The organism is Nitrosospira briensis C-128, from assembly GCF_000619905.2.
GTDB lineage: Bacteria > Pseudomonadota > Gammaproteobacteria > Burkholderiales > Nitrosomonadaceae > Nitrosospira > Nitrosospira briensis.
Genome location: NZ_CP012371.1, coordinates 564637 through 590060 on the forward strand (window position 1 = coordinate 564637; position 25424 = coordinate 590060).

The following is a 25424-nucleotide window of genomic DNA, read 5'->3' on the forward strand; positions in this document are numbered from 1 at the left end:
GAGTGAGGCAGTTTCGTCCGCTGCAGCCACTTGGGCCAGCAAGCAGGCAAGGATAATTCCTGATAAGGCAGCGAGGTGTGTGCGAAAAATAAAATGTAGCCTTTTTCTCATCGTCATGCTCGCCTGTCAGGATATTGGAATGAGCCGCCCTTGCTCTGCATCCAGCTTGGGCAGGCGCACGGTCAGCACGCCATTTTTATAGCTCGCTTCCGCGTGGTCTGCATCCGCCTTGCACGGTAAGGGTATGGTCCGTTGGAAAACGCCGTAAGCACGCTCCGTGAAATGATACGTACTATCGCTTGTAGTACGTTCAAAATGTTTTTCGCCTCTCAAATAAAGCATATTGCCGTCTATCGTAATATGGCAATCCTTTTTTTCCATACCGGGCATTTCTACCCGCACCATCATCTCCTTGTCTGTTTCCTCAACCTCTCCCGCCAATATGCTCCAGTTTCGAAAAGTGGGGAGTGTGCCCACCTCCGCGTGCTCTTTGTCCTCCTCATCCTTACGATGCGTAAAGTGAGTCAGCGCGCCGCTACTTTGGTGAACCAGTTCGTGCCAGCCCTCTGAAATATGGTCCCAGGTTCGGCTAAGCCCGTGGCTAATGTTTTTCCTGGCATGATTCAAGGCATTCATCATCGTTATGCTCCTTCTCATTATTAGAAAAAATCGTGATAACCAGGATAAGAATGAATTGCCCGGCGCGTACCCGACCGCGCATTCGAAATCGTATTGCACCGTCTAGAGGGTTACAGGATGCGGTATCACCTCTGGCAGCCTGTCGGACTTAAAGGAAATCGCTGCAAAAGCGTCTGGCTGGTTCATATTTCGCTGCTTTTTCGAGCAATAGAATAACTATTGGCCCCTCAAAATCCGCAAAATCTGCCCTCACCCAGTCACTTTTTCACTGCGATCCTTCAAGTCCGACAGGCTGCTAGCGTCGCGTCCTCGTTTCCTTTTGCCGCTGATAATTTACCAGCTTGGCAATTGCAAGCAATTCTTCCGATAGCAGTTCCAATAAGTCATCCAGTGTCAGTATGCCTACTAGTGCGCCGTTTTCATCCACGACCGGCAAACGCCTTACAGTTTTACTGCGCATGTATTGAATCGCATCGAAGATCGCCACGTCTTCTTTTACGGTGGCCAACTCTTGCGCGATGATATCGCCTACGGTGATAACCGCCTGATCGAGTTCAGTCGCCATGATCTCTACAACCAGATCCCGATCGGTGACAATCCCGACTGGAACACGGACGCCATCACGCTCTTCCACAATGATCACATCACCGACGTGGTGATAGCGCATGAGCTTGGCTGCCTCCAGAATGGTTTCATCTCGTCGCAAAACAATAACATCACGGTTGCAAATTTCGCCGACAGGCATAATGCTCTCCGCTTGAGTTACATATCGATATGAAGCGTTTGACCGCAGGGATGAAACCGCGCCATGGATGGTGCAGCCGGCAGTAAGTCAGGCCCTATTCAATCGTTGATTTCTATCGCGTCCAACTCACACGCAACAGATATTCATCTGGGTTATAGTGAAATTCCAGTTCGCCCTGGTAGGCATTATGTATGGCTTCGCCAATACCTCGTGCCAGATGGATATCAGTGGTTGTAATCAGCGTCACGCCATTCTTTTCTTCGATTTCCATGATACGTTCAAGCGGATGTTCGGTTCGCTCATGTTTTTCCACGTTATGTGCGAGATGCAGGATTTCCTCGCGATGAGCGAGAAAAAACTCCCCCTGCAAAGTCACAAAACCGGCGGGAAAATGATCATGAATGCGATGGCATGCGGGACAAGGTTCCTGATGTGCATCGGCGGGAGCCTGGAGCCACTGCCAGCGTCCTTCATGGAATACCGCGCCGCATTGTGGACAAACGGTCGGCTCAGACAGCTTATGTCTTGCCTTATAGGCATCGTGCACGCGCTCCTCAAACATGCTGTCACGACGAGAAATCAGGCGAAAGCCAGGAGACGTAGTATGAGTGCCCATGGAAAGACTCCTATATGTGAATCACATCTGCTCATATGTCAGATGAGAATTCGAGACGACATCTTATGCGATAGCGTTGCCACCACCACAAGCAGGCCGGACCGGTCATTGACGTAGTAGTGCGTGTAAGGGGCGTGTGCTCCCATCGTGCGGTCGAGGACGCCTTCCATTCTTCCATTTGATAAGGCTGCGTCGATTCCGCTAAAGCAACAAGCGCTTCAACGCCCTGCCAGCCTCGTGCTTTACAGAAGCGAGGTGTGGCCTGGCCGAATGCTTCTGAATCTATAGCTCAACCCCTGCGAACGTTGCCCATTCTTTTCGACAGAATGGGCAACAGCCACGCCGGCGAGATCGACTCGAGGGATTAATATGCTATTTGACCTCGATCCGTCTGGAGGTTTTACCCTCTTTCTTCGGTAGCGTCAGTTCCAGCGTGCCATTTTCATACTTGGCCTCGGCTTTGGTCTCATCCACATCGCTCCCCAAAGTAAAGCTCCTGTAGCTCGATCCCTGGTGGCATTCGCGACAAATGACTCTTTCGCCCTCTTTTTCCTCTTTTTCCTGCTTGGTTTCACAGCTGATGGAAACTCTATTGCCCTCTACCTGCACCTTGACATCTTCTTTCTTTACTCCTGGGATATCTGCACGCACGGTATAGGCCGTGTCATTTTCCTTTAAATCGATTTTGATCGTAGGGGCGGTTTCCGAGTCCATGGAAAATGGTTGCATTCCAAAACCCTTGAACCAGTCATCAACGTTGTAAAACGGGTCGAAACGGGCGATATCACCGAACGGGGAACGACGAGCAATGTTTGCCATGATGTTTTTTCCTTTGAAATATAAAAATTTATCGTACTATTACTGCTACCTCTCGGATGATCACGTAAACGGCTAAGCTATCAGAATGTTTTCAGTGGTTAAAAATCCTTTTCGGTATATAGCACCTCACCTGTTTCGGCGTCAGCCTCCAACCAGTCTTGTGCTTCGTCATAAACGTAACCATCAGGTTCATGTCCCTCCACTCTGTAATAAGCGGCGGTGGAAATCACGTGATGATTTTTTCTTTGCTCGCGCTCGGCCGATTCAGGATCTATTGCCATTGACTCCCTTGGCGTCGATTTTTCGGATTGCTCAACAGCATTGCCTGTAAGGTTGCTGGTGGCTGTCCTGATTTCATTAGTTACCACACCCGGTTTGCTGGATGGTCTGCCTGACAAGATACACCCCTTTAAAAAGTGATCGATCGGGCTATGCGAGTGGGTGTCACCCAATTAATCACATCGCCCTGCCGAACGATAAGAATGAAGATCAAATAACATTCAATTTTTAACACCTCGTTATGCCTGCCTCTGTGCGCTGCCTAACATTGGGCCACAGAAAAGTTTACAGAATAAACCGGCTACTATTTGGCTTCGCAGATTCCGGGACAATCCGCACCGCCGCGTTTCGGATCGCAATCGTCAGCGGAGTTATCTACGCAGGTTTTGCCACTAGGGCATGGAATCCCGGCAATTCCACCGCAAGCTTGTGGTTCTGATTTTTTGCATTCCCCTTCCCGCTCAACGGATACGCCTGCGGCCGACGCCGTGCATGCATTCGGATAAGTTTTACCATCGCAACCACAAACAGGCTTGAAGATTTGCGGACAAATGGTGGGCTTGGTCTTGCATGTGCCTTGTGCATCCGCCACCTTGCATTGACCCGTTCCAAAATCACAAAACTGTTTTGCGTCAGGACAGGCTGTTCCCGCAATACCACCGCAGACTGCGGACGCAACGACATCAATCGGCTTGCATTGATCCGTGAGCTCTACATTGAGGAAGGTTCCCGCCTTGGGATGAATGGCGCGCAACTGCTTGACAAAAGCGTTGAACTGCTTTGGCGTTGCGCTAAAACCTGCTTCCGCGCAGGCGTTCAAGCCGCCTTCGATCGGAATCGGGCCGCCTGTTCTGGGGCTATAGACAGCGAAAGTATCTACGGTATCGGCAATGATCGCTTTTCCGACCAGCTTGCGGACCGATTTCAATGCGGCGTTATCCAGCGCTCCTCCAGAACTGCCGAGAGAGATATTCACGGCACGGTTTGCAGCCTCCGCACGGTCACCGTCATTCTGGGCAATGGCGGGCAGGCTAAGCAAGGCAGCTCCGATCAGTAAAACACAAGGTAATTTCTTCATTTTTTCCTCCCATCGATAGTTAATTAAATCACATCCATTCGCCCTTTTTGTAAGCTACCGGTCTGGAAACGAGCGGGTCAATGGCATGATATTTTTTTTGGATCCGGGCAGCCTGGAACCCGGATCAAGTGCTAAACAGTTTCATCGCACCGCCGAATGCAGTTCCGCCGACGGCGAGCCACGACGCCCATCAGGCCTAGTCCCGCAAGCAGCATCAGGTATTGCTCAGGCTCGGGTACCACTGCCACGGTGACGTCGTGGTCGTGGTAGAACACCTGGAAGGTATTGGGGCTGAACCCGTGCATACTGACGGATGAGAAAGTCGAATTTGCCAGACGGTCATCGAAAGTCGCCACTACGAAGCTGTCACCAGCCACAGGCGCGTAGCCGAGGTTCCATAAAGCAAGGTCGCCGCCCAATGTTACGTCGCCGGTAACCGTCAGTTGGTCAAAATTATGCAGGCCAGCTAGTTCAAAGTTAACTACGCCGTTCGCTGCCTGATGCAGGTTACCATCGATGGTAAGATGGCCAATGGCGTCTCCGGGATTGATCATGCCGCTGTTGACCAGTTCATTGTTGGCCGGTGTTTGAATGGTACCGTTGCCCTGTAGGGTGCCGGTGTTACCAAAACAATTGGCACCGCTGCAAGAGGACTGGAATACTCCACCAGCGCCAACATTCACCGTACCGGCGTTGGTAAATGCGTGTGCGACATTGAACACTCCAGCATTGACATTGACCGTGCCGGTGTTGTTGAAGGCAATGCCTACATCGGTCAACGTGTTGTTCTGCTTGTTGTAGGTGCCGCTGTTGTTGAAGGTGCCGCTGCCGGTCATCCGGTCGGAAAAGGCATTGGTATCGGTGAAGGTGCCGGTGTTGTTGAAGGTGCCATTGCTGAAGAAGTTATCGTTCCGGTTGGCGCCGGTGTTGCCGCTCCAGGTGGTGTTGCCGGCATTCACTATGCGTCCGCCTGAAATGGTCCTGCCGAGATCACCGCTCATCGCCAGCGTGCTGTTGAAGGTGGTGGTGGCCGCACCGGCAATGGACCCGCCAGTCCAGTCGGCGGCAGCGCCAATCGGCGTGCTCGTGCCCGCCAGCGTACCGCCGGAAAGCAGAAGGTGCGCGGTATGGCTGCCGCCGTTGAGGTTGACTGTGCCCCCGCTTATCTGAAGAGTGCCCGCCCCGCTGGTGGTCGCCGCGTTCAGGTTATGCGTGCCAAAGTTGAAATCCAGGGTAGCGCCGCTGGCCATGGCAAAGCTGCCGCTGTGGGTGCCGTTCGCTTCCAGGCGCAGGGTTCCGGCATTGACATTGACCGTGCCGGTGTTGTTGAAGGCAATGCCTACATCGGTCAACGTGTTGTTCTGCTTGTTGTAGGTGCCGCTGTTGTTGAAGGTGCCGCTGCCGGTCATCCGGTCGGAAAAGGCATTGGTATCGGTGAAGGTGCCGGTATTGTTGAAGGTGCCATTGCTGAAGAAGTTATCGTTCCGGTTGGCGCCGGTGTTGCCGCTCCAGGTGGTGTTGCCGGCATTCACTATGCGTCCGCCTGAAATGGTCCTGCCGAGATCACCGCTCATCGCCAGCGTGCTGTTGAAGGTGGTGGTGGCCGCACCGGCAATGGACCCGCCAGTCCAGTCGGCGGCAGCGCCAATCGGCGTGCTCGTGCCCGCCAGCGTACCGCCGGAAAGCAGAAGGTGCGCGGTATGGCTGCCGCCGTTGAGGTTGACTGTGCCCCCGCTTATCTGAAGAGTGCCCGCCCCGCTGGTGGCTGCTGCGTTCAGGTTATGCGTGCCAAAGTTGAAATCCAGGGTAGCGCCGCTGGCCATGGCAAAGCTGCCGCTATGGGTGCCGTTCGCTTCCAGGCGTAGGGTTCCGGCATTGACATTGACCGTGCCGGTGTTGTTGAAGGCGATACCTACGTCGGTCAGCGTGTTGTTCTGCTTGTTGTAGGTGCCGCTGTTGTTGAAGGTGCCGCTGCCGGTCATCCGGTCGGAAAAGGCATTGGTATCGGTGAAGGTGCCGGTATTGTTGAAGGTGCCATTGCTGAAGAAGTTATCGTTCCGGTTGGCGCCGGTGTTGCCGCTCCAGGTGGTGTTGCCGGCATTCACTATGCGTCCGCCTGAAATGGTCCTGCCGAGATCACCGCTCATCGCCAGCGTGCTGTTGAAGGTGGTGGTGGCCGCACCGGCAATGGCCCCGCCAGTCCAGTCGGCGGCAGCGCCAATCGGCGTGCTCGTGCCCGACAGCGTACCGCCGGAAAGCAGAAGGTGCGCGGTATGGCTGCCGCCGTTGAGGTTGACTGTGCCCCCGCTTATCTGAAGAGTGCCCGCCCCGCTGGTGGCTGCTGCGTTCAGGTTATGCGTGCCAAAGTTGAAATCCAGGGTAGCGCCGCTGGCCATGGCAAAGCTGCCGCTATGGGTGCCGTTCGCTTCCAGGCGTAGGGTTCCGGCATTGACATTGACCGTGCCGGTGTTGTTGAAGGCAATGCCTACGTCGGTCAGCGTGTTGTTCTGCTTGTTGTAGGTGCCGCTGTTGTTGAAGGTGCCGCTGCCGGTCATCCGGTCGGAAAAGGCATTGGTATCGGTGAAGGTGCCGGTATTGTTGAAGGTGCCATTGCTGAAGAAGTTATCGTTCCGGTTGGCGCCGGTGTTGCCGCTCCAGGTGGTGTTGCCGGCATTCACTATGCGTCCGCCTGAAATGGTCCTGCCGAGATCACCGCTCATCGCCAGCGTGCTGTTGAAGGTGGTGGTGGCCGCGCCGGCAATGGCCCCGCCAGTCCAGTCGGCAGCGGCGCCAATCGGCGTGCTCGTGCCCGACAGCGTACCGCCGGAAAGCAGAAGGTGCGCGGTATGGCTGCCGCCGTTGAGGTTGACTGTGCCCCCGCTTATCTGAAGAGTGCCCGCCCCGCTGGTGGCTGCTGCGTTCAGGTTATGCGTGCCAAAGTTGAAATCCAGGGTAGCGCCGCTGGCCATGGCAAAGCTGCCGCTATGGGTGCCGTTCGCTTCCAGGCGTAGGGTTCCGGCATTGACATTGACCGTGCCGGTGTTGTTGAAGGCAATGCCTACGTCGGTCAGCGTGTTGTTCTGCTTGTTGTAGGTGCCGCTGTTGTTGAAGGTGCCGCTGCCGGTCATCCGGTCGGAAAAGGCATTGGTATCGGTGAAGGTGCCGGTATTGTTGAAGGTGCCATTGCTGAAGAAGTTATCGTTCCGGTTGGCGCCGGTGTTGCCGCTCCAGGTGGTGTTGCCGGCATTCACTATGCGTCCGCCTGAAATGGTCCTGCCGAGATCACCACTCATCACCAGCGTGCTGCTGAAGGTGGTGGTGGCCGCACCGGCAATGGACCCGCCAGTCCAGGTACTCAAACCGCTGAGCGTAAGGTTGCCTGTGCCACCAAGGATGCCACCGGACAGATCAAGACCGGTTATCCCGGTATTGAAGGATAGAGTTGAATTGCCGCTGCTGATAATCGCTTTGTCGCTGATGCCCGGCACACCGATGGGTGACCAATTCGTATCGACACCCCAATCCCCCGTGCTGCCAAACCATGTGCGATCGACGGCAAGAACTGGCTGGATGAAGCCTGACGCAGCCAGCGCCGCAATGATCGGCAATGTCCGGAAAAGCCCGTTTGTTAATGACCCATTTTTGCTGATTTGATTTTTCTTCATATTTTTCATCGATGTCTCCTTGAATGAACACGGGACTCAGCTATTTACGATTTGTTTTCGTGCTGCCGCATAACACGACATTATTTAAAATAGATCACTTTTTTTTAAAAGCAAGGAATTAAATGGAGGCGCTGAGTATGGGAACATTCTGCGGAAGCATTACCCCAGCAGCGCGCCTACGGCAGCGCCGCGACAGCATTAATACGTGCCGGCACATCTGAGAAGCAAGTATGGAATTACAGATGGGAAAGAATACGTGGAAGCCAGCAGCCTGTCGGACTTGAAGAATCGCAGCGAAAAAGTGACTGGGTGAGAACAGATTTTGAGGATTTTGAAGGCCAATGGTTATTCTATCGGCCGAAAAAACGGCGAAACATGAACCAGCCGGACGCTTTTGCAGCCGATTTCCTTTAAGTCCGACAGGCTGCCAGGCGTTTAAAAGCCCGACGGATAGGTCTCGTCCATTTCACCGGGCCTTTTGTGAACAAATGACGGTAACGGCTGCACAGCTTCTGTTTTATCGATATGGATCATGAAATCAAATTGCCGTGGCAGGGATGAATAGAAGTAATGGCTTGCGCGCTCGGTTTCAGGCCGGTAAATTACCCCGATGGCCCGCTGCAGTTTTTTTTCTTTTAACAGGCTGACAGCTTCGTCTTCAGTTCGAAGATCAAGAAGGAAACGTTTCTTTTCGAGTCCCGAAAAAATTGCTTCGTAACTGCCGGGCAATGGATCGCGAACGGTTTTCGTTTCGGCCGGCCCATCCCAATCCGACGCTGCGGTTACCGTACCGCGGCTGGTCGAAAATCCGATGCGAAGCGCTCTATCGCCATATTCCTCATTGACCAACTGGCCGATATTGATCTCGCCGCGCTGCGCCATATCCGTCGCTGCGGCGTTGCCCAGATGAGAATTATGTGCCCACACGATGATCCGCGGTTCTCGCCCCAACCGGGTTTCCAGATGAGCAGCAAGTTTTTCAAGAGTTTCGAACATATGCCGGTCTCGCAGATTCCAGGTGTTGGGCCGCCCTCTGAACATCGCACGGTAATATTCCTCGGCATTTTTTACCAATTCGGCATTCTGCCGAGCTGAAAAATACTCGTTCCCGGCAAAAGCGCCGTCCTGCTCAACATAGAGGCGCGCTTTCCGTTGCAATTGCATGAGTTGAGTCAGAACTTCCTGCTCGCAGGAGTCCCATCTGCCTGAGGCAATGGCATAGCCATACGCCTGGGGATTACTGATGAACTGGCCAAAGCAGCCATAGCGCGCTCGCGCGGCCGCAGCTTCTTGCGGATCGATCTTGTCCAGATAGGCCAGCACTGCCGCCATCGAGGTTGTCATACTGTACAAATCAAGGCCGTAGAACCCTACGGATTCCTTTCGGCCCTTATATTTCTCGCCCCCCTGATTATAATCGCGCAGCCACGCGACGAAGGCCAGGACCTCGGTATTACGCCACATCCACGTTGGAAATCGTTCAAAATTCGACAGGGCCGCATCCGCCTCCGTATCATCCGATGTGCCGGATACGAAGCGATTGACTCGGTAAGCATCCGGCCAATCGGCCTCAACCGCGACGGCGTCGAATCCTTCTTCTACAATGAGATGCTGGGTAATTTCGGCACGCATCCGATAAAATTCCGCCGTGCCGTGAGAGGCTTCCCCAAGCAGAATGAGTTTTTTGTTTTTTGCAGCGTAAATCAGTGGGCGATAATCGTCACCGATATCCTGCAGAGATTGCGCATGCCGTTCCAGTGCGTCAATCAAGCTGTGATGAGCATCGAGATCAGGCATATTGAATCCTCACACTGCTTTTTCCGGTTTTATCGCGGTACCATCCGGTCTTTTGGTGGCGCTTTCCAGGAGCGCCAGCACGCTCTCATCCGAAGTCTGTGAAAAATCGTCATACCATTGTCCGACACCGTAAAAAGGCTCCGGTGTATACAGGCAAACAAGCTCATCCGCATCCTGCTCGACTTTTCCGCAGGTAGACGCCGCACCGACCGGCACAGCCGCGATGATCCTTGCTGCGCCAGCTTGACGGAGGGAAGCAATTGCAGCACGCATGGTCGCCCCCGTGGCAAGGCCATCATCGATAATTATGATTGTCTTTCCTTCAATATCGGGTGATGGCCTGCCTTGACGGTAAAGCCGATTGCGCCTTTCCAGTTCCGCCTGTTCCTTTACTATTACAGCCTCAATGGTAGTCTTGTCGATATTCAAGACGTTGATGATGTCTCGATTGAGGACGCGAGTATCCTTTCCTGCTATCGCGCCCATCGCCAGTTCTTCCTGTCCCGGCACGCCCAGCTTGCGGACAAGCCACAGATCCATCGGCACAGCCAGAGTCCGGGCCACTTCATAAGCCACCGGCACACCGCCGCGCGGAAGCGCCAGAACGAGGACGTCGGTTCTTCCAGCGTAGCCGACCAGTGCTTCCGCCAGCCTTTTTCCAGCTTCTGCCCTGTCTGCGAAATAGAGAACGGAGCTTGCCATTTAAACCTCTTCTCCGGCTGCCTCTTCTCCGGGTAGTCCGGAATGGGTTTGAAACCATTGCGCCGCCAGAAGGGCTGCTGCCTCGAGCGTGCCGGGCTCCTCAAACAGATGTGTTGCGTTTGGTACGATCTCCAACCTGGAGTGGCCGTTGGGGTTAAGCCGCGTAAGCGCCGATTTATTGAGTTTCAAAACCTCTGGATCGTTTTCACCTACGATAAGAAGCACAGGGGCCATGACTTCAGGCAAATAATCTCCGGCCAGATCAGGTCGGCCGCCGCGGGAAACCACAGCCATGATATTTTCCGGGCGCCTTGCCGCGGCAATCAACGCGGCGCCAGCGCCTGTACTTGCCCCAAACCAGCCTATTTTTAAATTTTTCGTTTGCGGTTCACGTTGCAACCATGTGGCGATATCGATCAGCCTGTCCGCCAGCATGGGTATATCGAAACGCAAATGCCGTGTCCGCATATCGACAATTTCTTCTTCCTCCGTCAAGAGATCGGCGAGCAACGTGGCGAAGCGATACTTGTTCAGCGTTTCCGCGACATAACGGTTCCGGGTGCTATGCCGGCTACTGCCGCTGCCATGCGCGAATGCGACAATAGCCCTCGCATCCGGCGGTATAGCCAGATCTGCGCTCAGCACGACATCCCCTGCCGGGATTCGTACGGCTGTCGTCTCAGGAGTTCGGTTATGCAAGGGGTTGGCCATATTTGTCTTCCGATAACATCCTACGATTGAACACGATCATTTTTATAGAGCATCGTTACTTATGTTTCCGTACGCTTCCGAACATAGTTTTCAATACGGGCTGGATGATGGTAGAAAATTCCTCATTGGTTTTTTCCAGAATAGGCGAGCGCGACGTAAATGTCATGTTTTTAAGAGAAAAAATAGCCGGAAATATTTTTTGCGGAGGCTATGATATGGATGTGGCCAAATTTTTTTCCTGGATGAATTAAACTGGCAAGGAGAAGATACCGATGAAAGCGATTTACCGGATTTACCCGGCGATAGGTGTAGCGCGTATAGGAAACAGCAAGACTGGTTATTTCCTGGGGCCGGAGTCTCCAGGGATCACCCCCCCGGGACCCTATCGTGACGACTCGTCGCCGGGAAAAATAAAGCCGCAAGCGGTTCGATTCCGGATTTATAAATTTATCCGTGACGATTTCGGCAAGGAAGCGCTCGATAGCGAGATCGTTCTGGATGAAAAGACAAGAATCAGATGGAGCATCCACTTGGTCAACCGTAAAGCAGCAGGCGGAAATTTTCCACCGGGAGGTCCGTCTTCCACTTCGCTCAGAAATGCGGAATACAGCAGAGCAGGATTAATCGCGGATGCCGGAATACAGTCCATATCGGGCAGGAGCCAAGCCGGAGATCTGCTCACTGGAGAAATCAACTTCATCAAAAATGGAGATATCGAGGGCAGCGCAAAAATTGTGCTTGGGCGCATCGTCACGGACGAACAAGGGCGGTTGATCGTTGTCGGCGGTCCAGGTAAATCGGGCTCCCCCATTGGCCGAGGTCTCGATAATTTTGCGAATAATGATGGCTGGTATGATGGCGTTTCCGATGGGCCAGTAAGTGCTGTCGTAGAGGTCGAGGGTGAACCGCCCATCAGTGCGGAAGGCGGCGCATGGGTTGTTGTGGCGCCACCATCGTATGCACCCGGGATTGAAGGTGTCACGACCTGGTATGACCAGGCGCTGAATGTCGCCGTGCGAAATTTCTCTCCACGTCTTATAAAAGATGTGCCGTCATTTACACGGGATATCTACTCGATCCTGAAGCGGACAGTACTGATTCATTGGGTGGTGGAGCAAAGGAATCGTCATCATGGAGACGCGGGAAATTTCCTCGATTCCGAGCGCCTGAGCAAGCTGGCAGACAAGACCGAGAATGGGAAGTCCGCGCGTGAAACGGTCTTGAGGTGGCTGATGAAACCCAATACTCGCGTCGATCCCAATTCTCCCCCGTCCAGAGTTCCGCCCAGCATGCCGAAAGTGAACAGCGGCCTGGATCCCGACAATCCCGAGCGAGGCGAATACACCGCACTGACGGAGTATCAGTACACCATGATGGAAAAATGGTCGCAGGGCGATTTCCAAGCCGACTGGGCAACTGAACCTGTACCTGTTCCGTTCGATGAATTGCCGCTGGAACAAAAACCCGATGCCCTGACGCGAGCATCATTGGAAGGCTGCATCGGCGCACCATTTTTTCCCGGTATCGAGGTAACGTATGTCATCGCGCAGGCAGCGACCTATGAAGCACCGTTCCGCATCAAACATACGCTTCCCCCTGGCTTTCTGACTGAGCGAATGGCATTGCCCTGGCAGGCTGACTTTCTGGCTTGCGGCGAACTGTGGTGGCCGGCTCAGCGTCCTGTCGATGTCGTTACCGCTTCGGGACAGATACAGCCATTTTCACGAGGCATTGAAGATTACAGTGATATGGTCAGATGGTGGTCAGAGCTGGGTTTTATCGTAAAAAAGGGCGGCAAATTCGTAGAGGACGAGCGGAATCCCATAGAGGGCCAGTCCTGACCTGGCGGAGATATCGAGCCGAGGTCGTCCTAAACAACCCGGTGATTAACCGCTCATTTGTCAACCAGGCGCTATAACCGAAAAGAGTTTTTCGTAGCCCGTCCAACTGCCGGATTCAGGATCATGCTTGCGCCTGCTTGAAAACAGAAGGATCGAGCTGGTATCGCTGAAGCAGCTTGTAGAACTCGGTGCGATTTCGCTTGGCCAGGCGTGCTGCCTGTGTCACGTTGCCGCCCGTGATCTTCAGCACGCGTACGAGATAGTCTCTTTCGAAACTTTTGCGCGCGTCCTCGAAAGAAACAAGCTGTTCCTCTTCCCGGTGCATGGCGTCATATACCGATATCGCCGAGATGAGGGGCGCCGTACTCAGGGCAACACATCTTTCGATGACATTCATAAGCTGCCGCACATTACCCGGCCAGGACGCGCTAATCAGCATCTCCATGGCTTCGGGAGAGAACCCGTTGATATTTTTCTGATATTTCCTGGAAAATGTGCTCAGAAAGTAATTTGTCAGTAATGGAATATCCTCGCGTCTCTGCGACAGGGCCGGGATCGTCAACGCCACAACGTCCAGCCTGTAATAAAGATCTTCTCGAAAGGTACCGGCAGCGATTTCAGCTTTGAGATCACGGTGCGTTGCTGAAATAATGCGAACATTCACGGGCATCGCCTGCGCGGACCCAACCGGTCGCACCTGTCGCTCCTGCAGAACACGCAATAACTTGACCTGGAGCAAAAGCGGCATATCGCCAATTTCGTCCAGAAGCAGTGTCCCGCCTTCCGCTAACTGAAACAGCCCCTTGTGGTCCCGGACAGCGCCGGTAAACGCGCCTTTGACGTGACCGAACAATTCCGATTCCAGTAATTGTTCCGGAATTGCCGCGCAATTTATAGCCACAAACGGATGATCGCGGCGTTTGGATGCATCGTGTATCGCGTGCGCGAATAATTCCTTACCCACGCCGCTTTCGCCGTAGATCAGTACACTTGCGTCTCCCTCCGCTACCAGTCCCGCTTTTGTAAGAAGGTCCTCCATGACGGCACTTTGCGTAATGATATTCTTGCGCCACGCTGCCTGTGATATCTCCTGCTGCGGCAGGGCGCCGGGAACGAACCTGAGCGCCTGGCTAATGTTGGCCAGCAGGGTTTTGCTGTCAAAAGGTTTGGCCAGATAGCCGAATACACCCTGCTGAACAGCTGCAACCGCATCGGGAATGGTGCCATGCGCAGTCAGGATGATTACCGGCAACGTCGGTAATGTCCGATGGATATGCTCAAATAACGCCATGCCATCCATGCCGCTCATCTGCATATCGCTGATGACCAGTTGCGGTCGTGATACATCCAGATAATTCAGCGCGGCCTCTGCACTTTGTACCGCGTCCACCTTGTAACCCACAGCAGTAAGCCGAATAACAAGCAACTCAAGCAGATCCGTATCGTCGTCGACGATGAGGATTTTGGGTTTGGCATCAAACATGATTTTGCATCATCTATAACTCTCTGAGAATAAGGTTTTTTTCCATGTTTTTTATGGCATCGATCTGGTTTTGCAAGGTCTCGACGCGTTTTTGCTCGTCTTTGAGTTTCTGCGACAATTCTTCCACACTGTGAGTTAGCCGCTGCTGCTCAGCAAGCAGGCTTGCGAGCAAATTTCTGAAACTTTGCAGATTGGTTGCCGGCTTCGAATCCCGTGGCCACTCATGAAGGAGGTAGACCGCTGAAGTGATGTCACGAAAGGAGGTATGGGGCAGTATAAGAAGCAATACGAGCCTGGCTCGGTTCGAGTCGCTCTTGTTCTGTACGAAATTCTGTTTTACCTTGTCATATATGCGGGTAAGCTCTGCGGGCGGCTGTTTACGCAAGGATTCATAAAACTCCATCATATCATCCATCTGACCCGTGACGATCGGATCAGCTGGCATGATGGATGGCTGATCTTCAGGCAAGACCGCGCACGCGGCCACAAACATCAACATTATTGCCGGCAGGACCCGCAATTTTTGACGCATGCGATTCATAGGGATCCCTCGGGGTCACAAACGGGTATGGTGAGGCGGAAATGGGCTCCGACACCAATTTTCGGGATAAGCTCAATATTGCCGCCGTGCGCCAGCGCATACTCGCGCGCAATGGATAGCCCCAACCCTGTTCCCCTGACATGGCTGTCGAGTATCCGCCGCCCCTGGTAAAACGGCTCGAATACTTTTTCACGATCTGCTTCGTCAACGCCCAGACCCGCGTCAACAATATCCAATTGAACCATCCCGGCTATCTTACTGGTCCAAATGCGAATACAGCCGCCCGAAGGTGAAAATTTCACTGCGTTCGACAACAGATTATCGATAATTACCTTGATTTTCTGTTCATCGCAGTCGATAACCAATTCCGGGCAAGATAAGTCGATTCTCAAGCCTTTACTCATGATAATAAGATTCTGGTCCTGCAACACCGCATCCAGAATTTTTGTCAGATTCGCCTCTTGCTTCACCAGCGCGGCTTTTTCGGCCTGTAGCGCGCTATAGCTCAATAAATCTTCGATGCGCCGCTGGAGTTGTATGCTGTTGCTATGGAGAATCCTCGCGATACGCTGCTGTTCTTCGGTCAGTTTCCCCGCGACGCCTTCCGCGAGCAAATCCGCCCCTTCACGCATGGCCGTAAGCGGTGTCTTCAGCTCATGAGAAACATGCTGCAGAAATCGCGTTTTCTGCTCTTCCAGCTTCAGCAAACGGCGACGCATCCAGTCCAGGCGCTCACCGAAATACACCAGATCCTGAGGCCCATCCACACTTATCGGCTTGAATAGCTCACCTTGCCCCATACTACGGATGGCCTCATCGATCTGGCGGATTGGACGTGCGATCCGTACCGAAAAAAAGAATGCCAGTAGAATGGCAAATGGAATCAGGGCGAGTAGCTGCCATCCGACGGTAAAGCGCGCATACCCCGCCATGTCCTGCATTTCATCCACTTCACGCTCGATTAACGTATAGCCAACCCACGAAAAGGTCCGTGCCGAATCTCGGAGGAGCACGAAATTACCGATTAGATCGCGAAGCTTTTCCGGGGATTGTCTTACAGCCGATACTTTCTCGAAAATCGAGGCTTCCGACGTTTGCAGGTTCGTCAGCAATTGTTTCTGTTCGTCCTGCAACGACAACTCGAAAAGGCTCGCCGACATGCTCTCGAATTTGTTATGCGCGCGGAAATAACCTTCCAGCAAAGACGTATCGCTCAGGATATGGGCTTGGCGCACAGCCCGCTCCATAGCGGCAATCTCGTCAGCCAGCGCACGGCTGCTATGGGCAATTTGTGCCGCCTGATACACGGCCTTGCGACTCTGATCCGCTAACCGGTCAATGGAAAAAGCACTGTTGATAAGCGCGATGATCAGCGGCAAGCCAACAAGCGCAAAACCGAGCAGAATCAATTTGAGGAACGATTTCGGGTCGCGCCGCAACCGGGACAGGGATCCAACGCTAATGCCGCTGTCCTGCTTGGCAATTTCTACGCGAGCACTCATTTTTTTCCTTCGATGACCCGGATCCGGAACAATTTAATTTGTGCTCGCCTCATGCTCACATTGACAGTTTCGTTTAGAAGGCTCTACCGCATGGAGGATAATAAATCTGCTGAAGATATTGCAGTAGATACCGACGCGCTGATCCAATCGTCGGGCGGAGCCCGACCTATTTTGGTACCAATCTCCGTATCTTTGATACCCATCACGTATCTTTTACGCCAATCTCCCCAGGTCGGGTGGAACGGAATAACCCATCATTCCGATGGACCTGCTGTTGCTACATAGCCGGTAGGTCGGGCTACGCCCGACATCGTTTCTCGATCTGCGAACCTGACCAGGTATTTGTTCCGCTTTGCTGCCACATCTCCTTCGATCTTTATTTCTTCGGGGGAAGGTGCGCACCATCCGCATTTGCCTTGCCTTCCGCGATGTAGGGCTTGCAATAATGTTTGGAAGGAAATTCCTTGTTTCGGCGCGAATTCATAATCACGTCGCCGCCGTTTCTTACGCACTCCATGATCGATTTATTCACGCTCTCATAATGTTGATTCGGCTCTGTATCTTTTGAAACCGGCGTGACTCTCTCCCTGATTTTAAGACAAATGTTCGGTTCATCCACAACCGGCGGTGCATTTTTTTGAGGTGGCAGTGGACACAACTTGCAGGGGTTCCCGGGGCAGAGGCAGCCCGCACACTCTGCCTGTACAAAAGCAGCAAACCCTCCCAGGATGACAGCGAAGGCGAATCGAGATATTAATCGCAAAATTCCAACAGACATCATATTCATTATCAATTTCCTGTACACACATTCGAACATCATTACATTGTCATTACATTTTACGTTCTATCAGCACCAGTTTAAACAGTTATACAATTATTTCAAATAGTGCGCTTGGTTGAACAAGCACTTCACGAACCCCCGCGACCGGAACCATATTGAACCTAAATCCGGTTGTTGACCGCTCATTTGATAGATCAATATTATGATTAATAACAATATTTCATATTATTTGACGCTCCCCTTCCGGGGTGAAGCGCTACGGGGCGAATTGCACAGTTTTTGCGGCACATGGCTGCGTTGCAACTCCTTGGAATGGAACGGCGCCCCGAAGCGTCGCCCGAGGGGCCCCGCGCAGCGGGGATCGGGCAGCGCAGGAGATGCCGCGATCGCGTTCCACACGCAAGGGGGCGCCTGCATCCCGCTTCGGGGTCGCACCTTCCTGCGGAAGGCACTGCTCCGCCCTGCGCGGTCGCATTCCGCGTCGTTGCGCCTTGCCTTGCACCTCAAAAACCGTACACTTCACCCCGTCCAACTACCGGATTTAGGTTGAATCCAATTCCTGTTCACTGTATTTTCGGGAAAATCATTACAGCAATTTCATCACGTTTTCCGGCGGGCGGCACAGCATTGCCTCGTCACCACGCACAACAATTGGCCGCTGAATCAAATCCGGATTTTCCACCATGATCCTTATCAGTTCTTCATCCGGCAACGCTCGTTCAGCAAGCTTGAGGCTACGCGCTATAGGTTCATCGCCACGCAGCACGTCGCGTACCGACAAGCCAAGCTTATCGATCAGTTCGCGTAAACGCTCAACGGTCAAAGGTGTTTCATAATAATTGACAGCATCGAACTCTTCACCGCTGCTCGCAAGAAGCTCAAGCGTGGCTCTGCATTTGCTGCACCCGGGTTTCTGATAAACAATAATCCTGTCACTCATTCAATTCTCCTTCAATCTCATACTAAAGTCAGTTTGTGCTGGCGTTCAAGCAAACGCCGGGTTGCCATTAAATTCTCTACTACTGAATCTTGCATCTGATAGCAGCTTCTTCATTTATTGGCCGTAATTTTTTCCAGTATGTGCCGTGTCATGCTGAGAGCGAGCTCGTGTTCGCCCATAAATACTGCTCCTCTGCTTTCCCTCCGTAGCAACGCCGCCTCTTCTTCATTATGTGTACGAACAATAATCTCAATCGGAGGGTTAAGTATACGTGCAGTTTCGATCATCCGGCGGGCACGTAGTGTATCGGGAACCGCAATCACCAGTATTGCAGCTCGCGCAATATGTGCTTGTATCAATACGGCCGGTTCGGCTGCATCCCCCGCTACGGCATGAATTCCATGCTTGCGTAACCCTTCAACCAACTCACGGTTTTGTTCTGCCACAACAAACGATAATCTCCGCTCGGCCAGCGCATCACCGATGAGCCGGCCGACACGGCCATAGCCCACAAGCACGACATGGCTTGTGACATGGCTTGACGCAACCGTCATCGGCAGTTCTGCGAGTGGATCGTCGGAACGCTCCAGGATACGGGCAAGGTTGGAACGGGAGCGTATCCATGCTTGCGCCGGTTCGATTACCCGGAATACGAAGGGATTAAGAGTAATCGAGATAAACGCGCCCGCCAATATAAGGCTCTGAGCTTCAACCGGAAGTAGCCCGAGCGACACGCCTAGTGCGGCAAGGATAAACGAGAATTCACCAATTTGCGCAAGGCTGGCGGACACCGTTAATGCCGTATTCAGCGGGTAACGGAAAGCGAGTACCAATAAAAAGGCAGCCAGCGATTTCCCGATGATGATAATTCCGAGCGTTGCGAGAACATGGAGTGGCTGCTCTACCAGTACGCCCGGATCAAACAGCATTCCCACAGAAACAAAAAATAAAACTGAAAAAGCATCGCGGAGAGGCAGCGATTCCTGCGCGGCCCGATGGCTCAGAGCGGATTCCCTCATCACCATGCCGGCAAAAAAAGCACCCAGAGCAAAGGAAACACCGAAGAGCATTGCGGAACCGTAGGCGATGCCTATCGCAACCGCTATCACGCTCAAGATGAAGAGCTCGTTCGAGTTTGTGCTGGCAACGTGCCAAAGCAGCCAGGGAAATACACGTTTCCCGACAACAAGCATCAGCGCAATAAAGACCGCCACCTTGCCAAAGGTGAGCAGCAAAGTTGTGAGCAAATCCGAGTTTGATACGCCCGTTGGACCGCCCGCGTTATCACCCAGCCATCCGGCAAGCGGCGGCAACAGAACAAGAACCAGGACCATCGCCAGGTCCTCGACTACAAGCCAGCCCACCGCAATGGATCCGTTGACGGACTTGAGCAAGCCGCGTTGCTCCAGTCCACGTAACAACACAACGGTGCTCGCCGTGGACAGTGCCACACCAAATACGATGCCGACGCCCAGGTTCCATCCCCAGGAGACTGCGACCATGGCGCCGAAAGTGGTCGCCACCACAATCTGGACGATCGCACCTGGCAGGGCGATCCGCCGCACAGCCAGTAGATCATTCAACGAAAAATGTAGCCCGACGCCGAACATTAGCAGTATCACGCCGATTTCCGCCAGCTGGGCGGACAGCTCCATGTCGGCCACGAAGCCCGGTGTATTGGAACCCAGAATGACACCTGCAGCAAGATAACCGACCAGCACCGGCAACTTCAACCGGTTGGCGATAAGCCCCATCAGCAGCGCAAGACCTAAACTGACCGCAATGGTGGTGATTAGAGTAACACTGTGGGGCATTTGTGTTGCCGCGTGTTTTCGCGTAGACAACGGGTTTACTAACGCGATGATGTGTCGTACCGTACCGCGTGCAGCACCGCCCCGAGAACGAAACTACGGCTCGGATCGATGCATGCTGATAGCAAAGATGATTTTAAGAACTTGTGATAACCAGCAGGTCAGTCAAATAACGCGGATGTGACCCTCCTGCCTGGCAGCCTGTCCGACTTAAAAGAAATCGGCTGCAAAAACCTCTGACTGGTTTCATGTTTCGCCGCTTTTTCGGCCAACGATAACTATTGGCCTTCAAAATCCTCAAAATCCACCCTCACCCAGTCACTTTTTCGCTGTGATTCTTCAAGTCCGACAGGCTGCTAGCTTTTACGTTCACCTCTTTTTACGTTCACTTTTACGTGCCGAAGCGCGTAGGTGCCCGCCGAGCAGTCCCAACCCGGCAATCATCAAGGTCCATGTTTCCGGCTCTGGTATCGGCGAAACCTGCCAGCCGATGTCTTTCATGGCAGCGTAGTCGAGTTCCGTGAAATGGCTGCGCTGGTTGGTGGCAATGCTGGGGTCCATTGCGGCTTCCTGTCCCTGGTAGCTGAGCTTCGGTGCCCAGTGGCCGTCGCGGGTCAAGGGAGGATTCGAACCATACAGGTCATGAACGGCGGTGCCGGTAAACACCCCGCCGACGCTCAGGTTATTAAACGATGGAGCACCGCCGAAACCGAGTACATGAGCGAGCTCATGTACAGCTACCGAATAAAAATCGTACCGGTTGGGGAAAGGCTCATCGGTCGTGATATCGGGGTCAAAGTACCAATTGGAATTGTTATTGAAGGAAATCGCACCGCCCCATGGACCAAAGTCCGTCTGCATGGGCAAAAGCGCTCCGGCCTGGCCTCTGCTTAATGCATTGTCGAAGAAGCCCGGCGATCCGACGCCAGCGACACTACCAGGGCCGCCCGCTGCGAGTGTGCCACCCATATTATAGGTCCCGACGAAAACCACGATCTGATCAGGTGCGACACTAAAATTGGAAAGTCGAGTGTTGAGACCAGTATCCGGCTGAAAAAAGCGCGCATCGAATCTATCCGATCCGGAAGAGGAGATTGCAGTCAGGTTATCCTGAAAGCGCGTCTCGAATACAGAAGCAGCCGCATTCAGCAGGTTCTGGCGTGAACTGTTTTCACCCGTAAAAAAGTGGGAGCTATCATACCGGTAATCAAAAGTGATATAGATATTGGCCAGCGCCGGCTGACTGATAGCGAATAATGGGGCAAGCAGGGCGCCCAACAGCACGGGATATTTGAATTTCATCTTTTTTACTCCTATGTCTTTGCCAGATTAGTCGAATTGTTTAATTGTTTAGTGGACAATGCCTTAACCGTTATGCTCCAGCGCTTTCAACGGCTCAATATATTGCATGCCAAATTCCCTCGCGACCGCGAGATAAGTGACTGACCCATGGTGGGTATTGAGGCCGTATTGTAGCGCCCGGCTTTTCCGTATAGCCTCCAATCCTTCGTCGGCCAGGCGGAGCGTATAAGCAGCGGTCTGTATATTGAGCGCGAATGTACTGGTGCGCGGAACCGCGCTGGGCATGTTGGAAACACAATAATGTACGACGCCGTCGAGCTCGTAAGTGGGGTCGCTGTGAGTGGTAGGCCGCGTCGTTTCCACGCAACCTCCCTGATCAACCGCTACATCGACGATTACGGAACCTTTCCTCATATTTGGCAACATCCCGGCTGTGATCAGCCATGGCGCGCGTCCACCGGGTATCAAAACAGCGCCAATGACCAGGTCGGCGCTGTAGATGATTTCTTCGATATTATATTCGTCGCTGATACGCGTCTGTAACTGGCCGCGATAAATATCATCCAGGTATTTCAGACGGTCATGATTGATATCCAGTACGGTAACCTGTGCGCCGCATCCCACAGCCACACGAGCGGCGTTCGTGCCTACGATACCCGCCCCCAGGATCGCCACATTGGCTGGAGCGACACCCGGAACGCCGCCCATCAATACGCCACGGCCGCCGCGCGTTTTTTGCAAATAGGTTGCGCCGATCTGGGTCGCCATACGCCCTGCTACCTCGCTCATTGGCGTCAATAGCGGTAATTTTCCATCTTCGGTCTGGACCGTTTCGTATGCGATGGCTGTGGTACCACTCTCCAGCAAAGCGTCAGTGAGGGGTCTGTCCGAGGCCAAATGCAGATAGGTGAAAAGAATCATGTCCCGATGCAGGTAACGATATTCAATCGCGGCCGGCTCCTTGACTTTGACTACCATTTGCGCCGCCCAGGCATCGTCAGCATGAGGCACAATCATCGCGCCCGCTGATTGGTATTCTGCATCGGAAATAAAACTTCCATCCCCTGCTCCGCTCTGTACGAGCACATGATGGCCACGCCGCGTCAAGGCTTTGACTGTGCTTGGCGTCATACCGACCCGATTTTCGTGGTCTTTGATTTCTTTGGGTAGTCCGATCCGCATGGATTTATTTCTGACTGTCGATGAGCAGAACAGAACCTTTCTTTTAAATAAGATTAATGTGAAATTGAGAGAATATGGATAGCGATCTGCTTCAACTTGAAGGTGAACCGCTTACGCTCCTCTTGACTATGTCGCCCGCAACTCGACCTTTTTTTAAGTATACAACCCGATCCCCGAACCACAGGAAAAAATTATCCTGAAGGGTATCTACCGAGCTATTATTGGATGAGTCAGCGGAAGGGGCTATCCGGATCAAGCAATTGCGTTCGCAAATGCTTGATCACCCGTTCTCGGGTGTCGACCCCCCGGTCAAGCGCTTTCTGGTAATCGAATGTAAGTGTCGAGTGCCCTTTCCCGGGCACGACCACAGAATGGAAGCGCGACCCCGTTGGTCCTGCCGGATTCCGCAGTGAGGATTCCAAACGCTCGAATCGAGCCGCAGGGCAACGAAAGTCGTCCTCGAAGCGAAGCCCGAGCAACGACATCGTATCTGTACGATTGGATGCGAGCGCAAGTTTTTCCGGTTCGACGTCAAGCGCTCCCGGTTGAAAGAATGGAAGACTGGGTTGCGCCGCCACCGGCGCGAGGAGGGCTGCTTCCACCATCATCGCGAAAATGAAGCCGCCGGTATAACACATGCCCACGGCGCCTACACCGGGCCCGCCACGCTCGGAATGAATTTTCCGGCACAACGCTCGCAGCACCATCGTAATGGGGCTTGATTTCCCGGCGCTGAGGTTATTGAATTCCTTTCGAATGCATACGAATGGGGCCTTCAAAAGGCCGAGCATCGGATGCTGAAGCGGGCGGCCGAACAGGAGCGGCATGACAACGTGAAAGCCATGGCCCGCAATCCACTCCGCAAACTCGACTGTATCCTGCGTAAGACCGGGCAATTCATGCAGGAGGATAACGCCAGGCCCACCCCCCTTTCCGTAGAGTATCAGCGAGTGATCGCCTATCGTGAACGTTTCCTCGGAAAAGCCCTTGATCGCACTCATGTACGCTGCCCATTATTTTGATGCTTTATCGTAATAATGGCTTTAGCCCTTTCGGGCACCGCGCCAAGCCTTATGCTGCCGACATATTCCCTGGATTTCGCTTCAACAAAGAAGCAAATACGCCATTTACCATTTGAATAAATCGCAGCTGGCAGTTTCCGAGATACTCCGGTGAATGAATCGCCCTCATCATAACAGGCGGAGCGTATGCCGATTTTGAGTACTCCAATGAAAACTTACAGCGCCTTGACCATCTCCTCGACCACCTTCTTGGCATCACCAAATACCATCATGGTCTTGTCCATGTAGAACAGGTCATTATCGAGGCCGGCATAGCCTGCTGCCATACTGCGTTTTACCACCATCACGGTACGCGCCTTGTGAGCATCCAGAATGGGCATGCCATATATCGGGCTGCCGGGAACGTTGGCGGCCGGATTCACCACGTCGTTCGCACCGAGCACCAGTACCACGTCGGTATTGGAAAAATCGCTGTTGATCTCATCCATCTCGAGCACTTGCTCATAAGGTATTTCTGCTTCCGCCAGCAACACATTCATGTGTCCGGGCATGCGCCCTGCGACCGGATGAATCGCGAAACGCACGTTGACGCCTTTTGAGTGCAGCTTTTCCGCCAGTTCCTTGACCGAATGCTGCGCCCGCGCCACCGCCAACCCATAACCGGGCACAATGATTACGCTGTCGGCGTTGCCCATTAAAAATGCCGCATCGTCCGCACTGCCGCTGCGATAAGTTTTCTGGGTTCCATCGCCTACCGCCGCAGTGCCTGTTTCGCTGCCGAAACCGCCGAGTATGACTGAAATGAAGGGCCGGTTCATGGCCTTGCACATGATATAGGACAGGATGGCGCCTGAGCTGCCCACCAGCGAGCCGGCAATGATAAGCATGGGATTGCCGAGAGAGAATCCTATCCCTGCCGCCGCCCAACCGGAATACGAGTTGAGCATGGAAATCACAACCGGCATATCCGCGCCGCCGATGGGGATGATGATGAGAAAGCCAAGCACGAAGGCAATAGCCGTCATTGTCGCAAAAGCGGTCCAGTTGGTCGTCTCGCTAAAGAAGAACCACAGGCCAAATCCAACCATCACGATTGCCAGGATCAGATTGACCATATGCTGGCCGCCAAAGGTGATAGGTGCACCACTCATGCGGCCGGACAACTTCAGGAATGCGATCACCGAGCCTGACCAGGTCATGGCGCCAATGAATGTGCCGAGGAACAACTCCAACCTGCTGCCCATCGGCAGCATTTCAGGCAAACCAAACGAAACAGGATTATTAACGGCGGCGATAGCGATAAATACCGCCGCCAACCCCACGAGCGAGTGCATGAACGCAACCAGTTCCGGCATCGCCGTCATCTGCACGCGGCGGGCAACGACTGCGCCAATGGCGCCTCCCAGTGCGATACAGGCGAGGATCAGCGCCCAGTTGCTGGTGATCGTAAGCGTGGTGACGACGGCGATCGCCATCCCGACCATGCCAAACAAGTTACCGCGACGAGCGGTCAGGGGCGAACTTAAGCCTTTCAGCGCCAGAATAAAGAAAACCGACGCGACAAGATACGCGAGTGCAACCGAATTTACCGACATTTACTAGCTTCCTTTTTTGTCTTTTTTTCTGAACATTTCAAGCATTCGCTGCGTAACCAGGAAGCCGCCGAAGACATTGATCGCGGCCAGCGTGACGGCCACGGCGCCCAACCATACGCCCCAGTCGGTTTCGGCTGGTCCGGCGGCCAGCATGGCACCCACCAGAATAATGCCGGAAATCGCGTTGGTGACTGACATCAGCGGCGTATGCAGGGCCGGGGTCACATTCCATACGACGTGATAGCCTACGAACACCGCCAATACGAATACAGTGAGATTAATAATGGTTGGATCAACTTCGCCAATCATGGCTGCTCCTTCTAATGCGTTCTGTTACTGTGAATGGTGATTTATCTTCAACGAACGAAAGCGG

Annotated in this window: 22 protein-coding genes; 1 reads left to right on the forward strand and 21 read right to left on the reverse strand. The window is 53.4% G+C overall.

Annotated features, from left to right (window positions below; translation table 11 throughout):
• Positions 1–126: 126 nt before the first annotated feature.
• From F822_RS02585 to F822_RS02630, 10 genes are all read right to left on the reverse strand, one after another.
• Positions 127–639: an Hsp20/alpha crystallin family protein gene (locus F822_RS02585; RefSeq protein ID WP_025039468.1), complete on the reverse strand. Its 513-nt coding sequence runs from the start codon at positions 637–639 to the stop codon at positions 127–129.
• 295 nt (positions 640–934) lie between these two features.
• Positions 935–1384: a CBS domain-containing protein gene (locus F822_RS02590; RefSeq protein ID WP_025039467.1), complete on the reverse strand. Its 450-nt coding sequence runs from the start codon at positions 1382–1384 to the stop codon at positions 935–937.
• A gap of 112 nt (positions 1385–1496) precedes the next feature.
• Positions 1497–2000 (reverse strand): BCAM0308 family protein, encoded by a 504-nt coding sequence (locus F822_RS02595; protein WP_025039466.1) that lies wholly within the window; start codon positions 1998–2000, stop codon positions 1497–1499.
• Positions 2001–2372: 372 nt separating this feature from the next.
• Positions 2373–2819, reverse strand: a complete 447-nt coding sequence (locus F822_RS02600; RefSeq protein WP_025039465.1) for an Hsp20/alpha crystallin family protein — start codon at positions 2817–2819, stop codon at positions 2373–2375.
• A gap of 98 nt (positions 2820–2917) precedes the next feature.
• A complete protein-coding gene (locus F822_RS15595) occupies positions 2918–3100 on the reverse strand; it encodes a hypothetical protein (RefSeq protein ID WP_197272876.1) in 183 nt (60 codons plus the stop codon).
• Between the two features lie 302 nt (positions 3101–3402).
• Complete coding sequence (locus F822_RS02610; protein ID WP_025039463.1) at positions 3403–4176, reverse strand: Kazal-type serine protease inhibitor family protein; 774 nt, start codon at positions 4174–4176, stop codon at positions 3403–3405.
• A 131-nt stretch (positions 4177–4307) separates the two neighbouring features.
• Positions 4308–7850 carry a beta strand repeat-containing protein gene (locus F822_RS02615; RefSeq protein ID WP_053111330.1) on the reverse strand — a complete coding sequence of 1181 codons (3543 nt, stop codon included), beginning with the start codon at positions 7848–7850 and terminating at the stop codon, positions 4308–4310.
• 426 nt (positions 7851–8276) lie between these two features.
• The gene (locus F822_RS02620; protein WP_025041951.1) at positions 8277–9638 is read right to left on the reverse strand and encodes an erythromycin esterase family protein; all 1362 of its coding nucleotides are present in this window, start codon (positions 9636–9638) and stop codon (positions 8277–8279) included.
• 9 nt (positions 9639–9647) lie between these two features.
• Positions 9648–10340: a phosphoribosyltransferase gene (locus tag F822_RS02625; RefSeq protein ID WP_025041952.1), complete on the reverse strand. Its 693-nt coding sequence runs from the start codon at positions 10338–10340 to the stop codon at positions 9648–9650.
• Positions 10341–11051 (reverse strand): dienelactone hydrolase family protein, encoded by a 711-nt coding sequence (locus tag F822_RS02630; protein WP_025041953.1) that lies wholly within the window; start codon positions 11049–11051, stop codon positions 10341–10343.
• A gap of 272 nt (positions 11052–11323) precedes the next feature.
• On the opposite strand from F822_RS02630, the gene F822_RS02640 reads away from it, so the two are divergent.
• Positions 11324–12892 carry a LodA/GoxA family CTQ-dependent oxidase gene (locus F822_RS02640; protein ID WP_025041955.1) on the forward strand — a complete coding sequence of 523 codons (1569 nt, stop codon included), beginning with the start codon at positions 11324–11326 and terminating at the stop codon, positions 12890–12892.
• A 121-nt stretch (positions 12893–13013) separates the two neighbouring features.
• On the opposite strand, the gene F822_RS02645 is transcribed toward F822_RS02640, so the two are convergent.
• From F822_RS02645 to F822_RS02695, 11 genes are all read right to left on the reverse strand, one after another.
• Positions 13014–14375 (reverse strand): sigma 54-interacting transcriptional regulator, encoded by a 1362-nt coding sequence (locus tag F822_RS02645; protein WP_025041956.1) that lies wholly within the window; start codon positions 14373–14375, stop codon positions 13014–13016.
• A gap of 13 nt (positions 14376–14388) precedes the next feature.
• Positions 14389–14916 (reverse strand): dihydrolipoamide acyltransferase, encoded by a 528-nt coding sequence (locus F822_RS02650; protein ID WP_025041957.1) that lies wholly within the window; start codon positions 14914–14916, stop codon positions 14389–14391.
• Complete coding sequence (locus F822_RS02655; RefSeq protein ID WP_051536767.1) at positions 14913–16418, reverse strand: sensor histidine kinase; 1506 nt, start codon at positions 16416–16418, stop codon at positions 14913–14915. The genes F822_RS02650 and F822_RS02655 overlap by 4 nt, the downstream gene beginning before the upstream one ends.
• 376 nt (positions 16419–16794) lie before the next feature.
• Positions 16795–17205, reverse strand: a complete 411-nt coding sequence (locus F822_RS02660; RefSeq protein WP_025041959.1) for a hypothetical protein — start codon at positions 17203–17205, stop codon at positions 16795–16797.
• A gap of 580 nt (positions 17206–17785) precedes the next feature.
• Complete coding sequence (locus F822_RS02665) at positions 17786–18139, reverse strand: arsenate reductase family protein (protein WP_025041961.1); 354 nt, start codon at positions 18137–18139, stop codon at positions 17786–17788.
• Between the two features lie 110 nt (positions 18140–18249).
• Positions 18250–19953, reverse strand: coding sequence for a cation:proton antiporter domain-containing protein (locus F822_RS02670; protein ID WP_025041962.1), 1704 nt, complete (start codon positions 19951–19953; stop codon positions 18250–18252).
• A gap of 366 nt (positions 19954–20319) precedes the next feature.
• A complete protein-coding gene (locus tag F822_RS02675) occupies positions 20320–21252 on the reverse strand; it encodes a PEP-CTERM sorting domain-containing protein (protein WP_025041963.1) in 933 nt (310 codons plus the stop codon).
• 63 nt (positions 21253–21315) lie between these two features.
• Entirely contained in the window at positions 21316–22434 is a 1119-nt protein-coding gene (ald, locus tag F822_RS02680) for an alanine dehydrogenase (RefSeq protein ID WP_025041964.1), read from the reverse strand.
• A 230-nt stretch (positions 22435–22664) separates the two neighbouring features.
• Positions 22665–23435, reverse strand: a complete 771-nt coding sequence (locus F822_RS02685) for a dienelactone hydrolase family protein (RefSeq protein ID WP_025041965.1) — start codon at positions 23433–23435, stop codon at positions 22665–22667.
• Between the two features lie 236 nt (positions 23436–23671).
• Positions 23672–25051 (reverse strand): NAD(P)(+) transhydrogenase (Re/Si-specific) subunit beta, encoded by a 1380-nt coding sequence (locus F822_RS02690; RefSeq protein ID WP_025041966.1) that lies wholly within the window; start codon positions 25049–25051, stop codon positions 23672–23674.
• Positions 25052–25054: 3 nt separating this feature from the next.
• Positions 25055–25360, reverse strand: a complete 306-nt coding sequence (locus F822_RS02695; protein WP_025041967.1) for an NAD(P) transhydrogenase subunit alpha part 2 — start codon at positions 25358–25360, stop codon at positions 25055–25057.
• Positions 25361–25424: the final 64 nt, after the last annotated feature.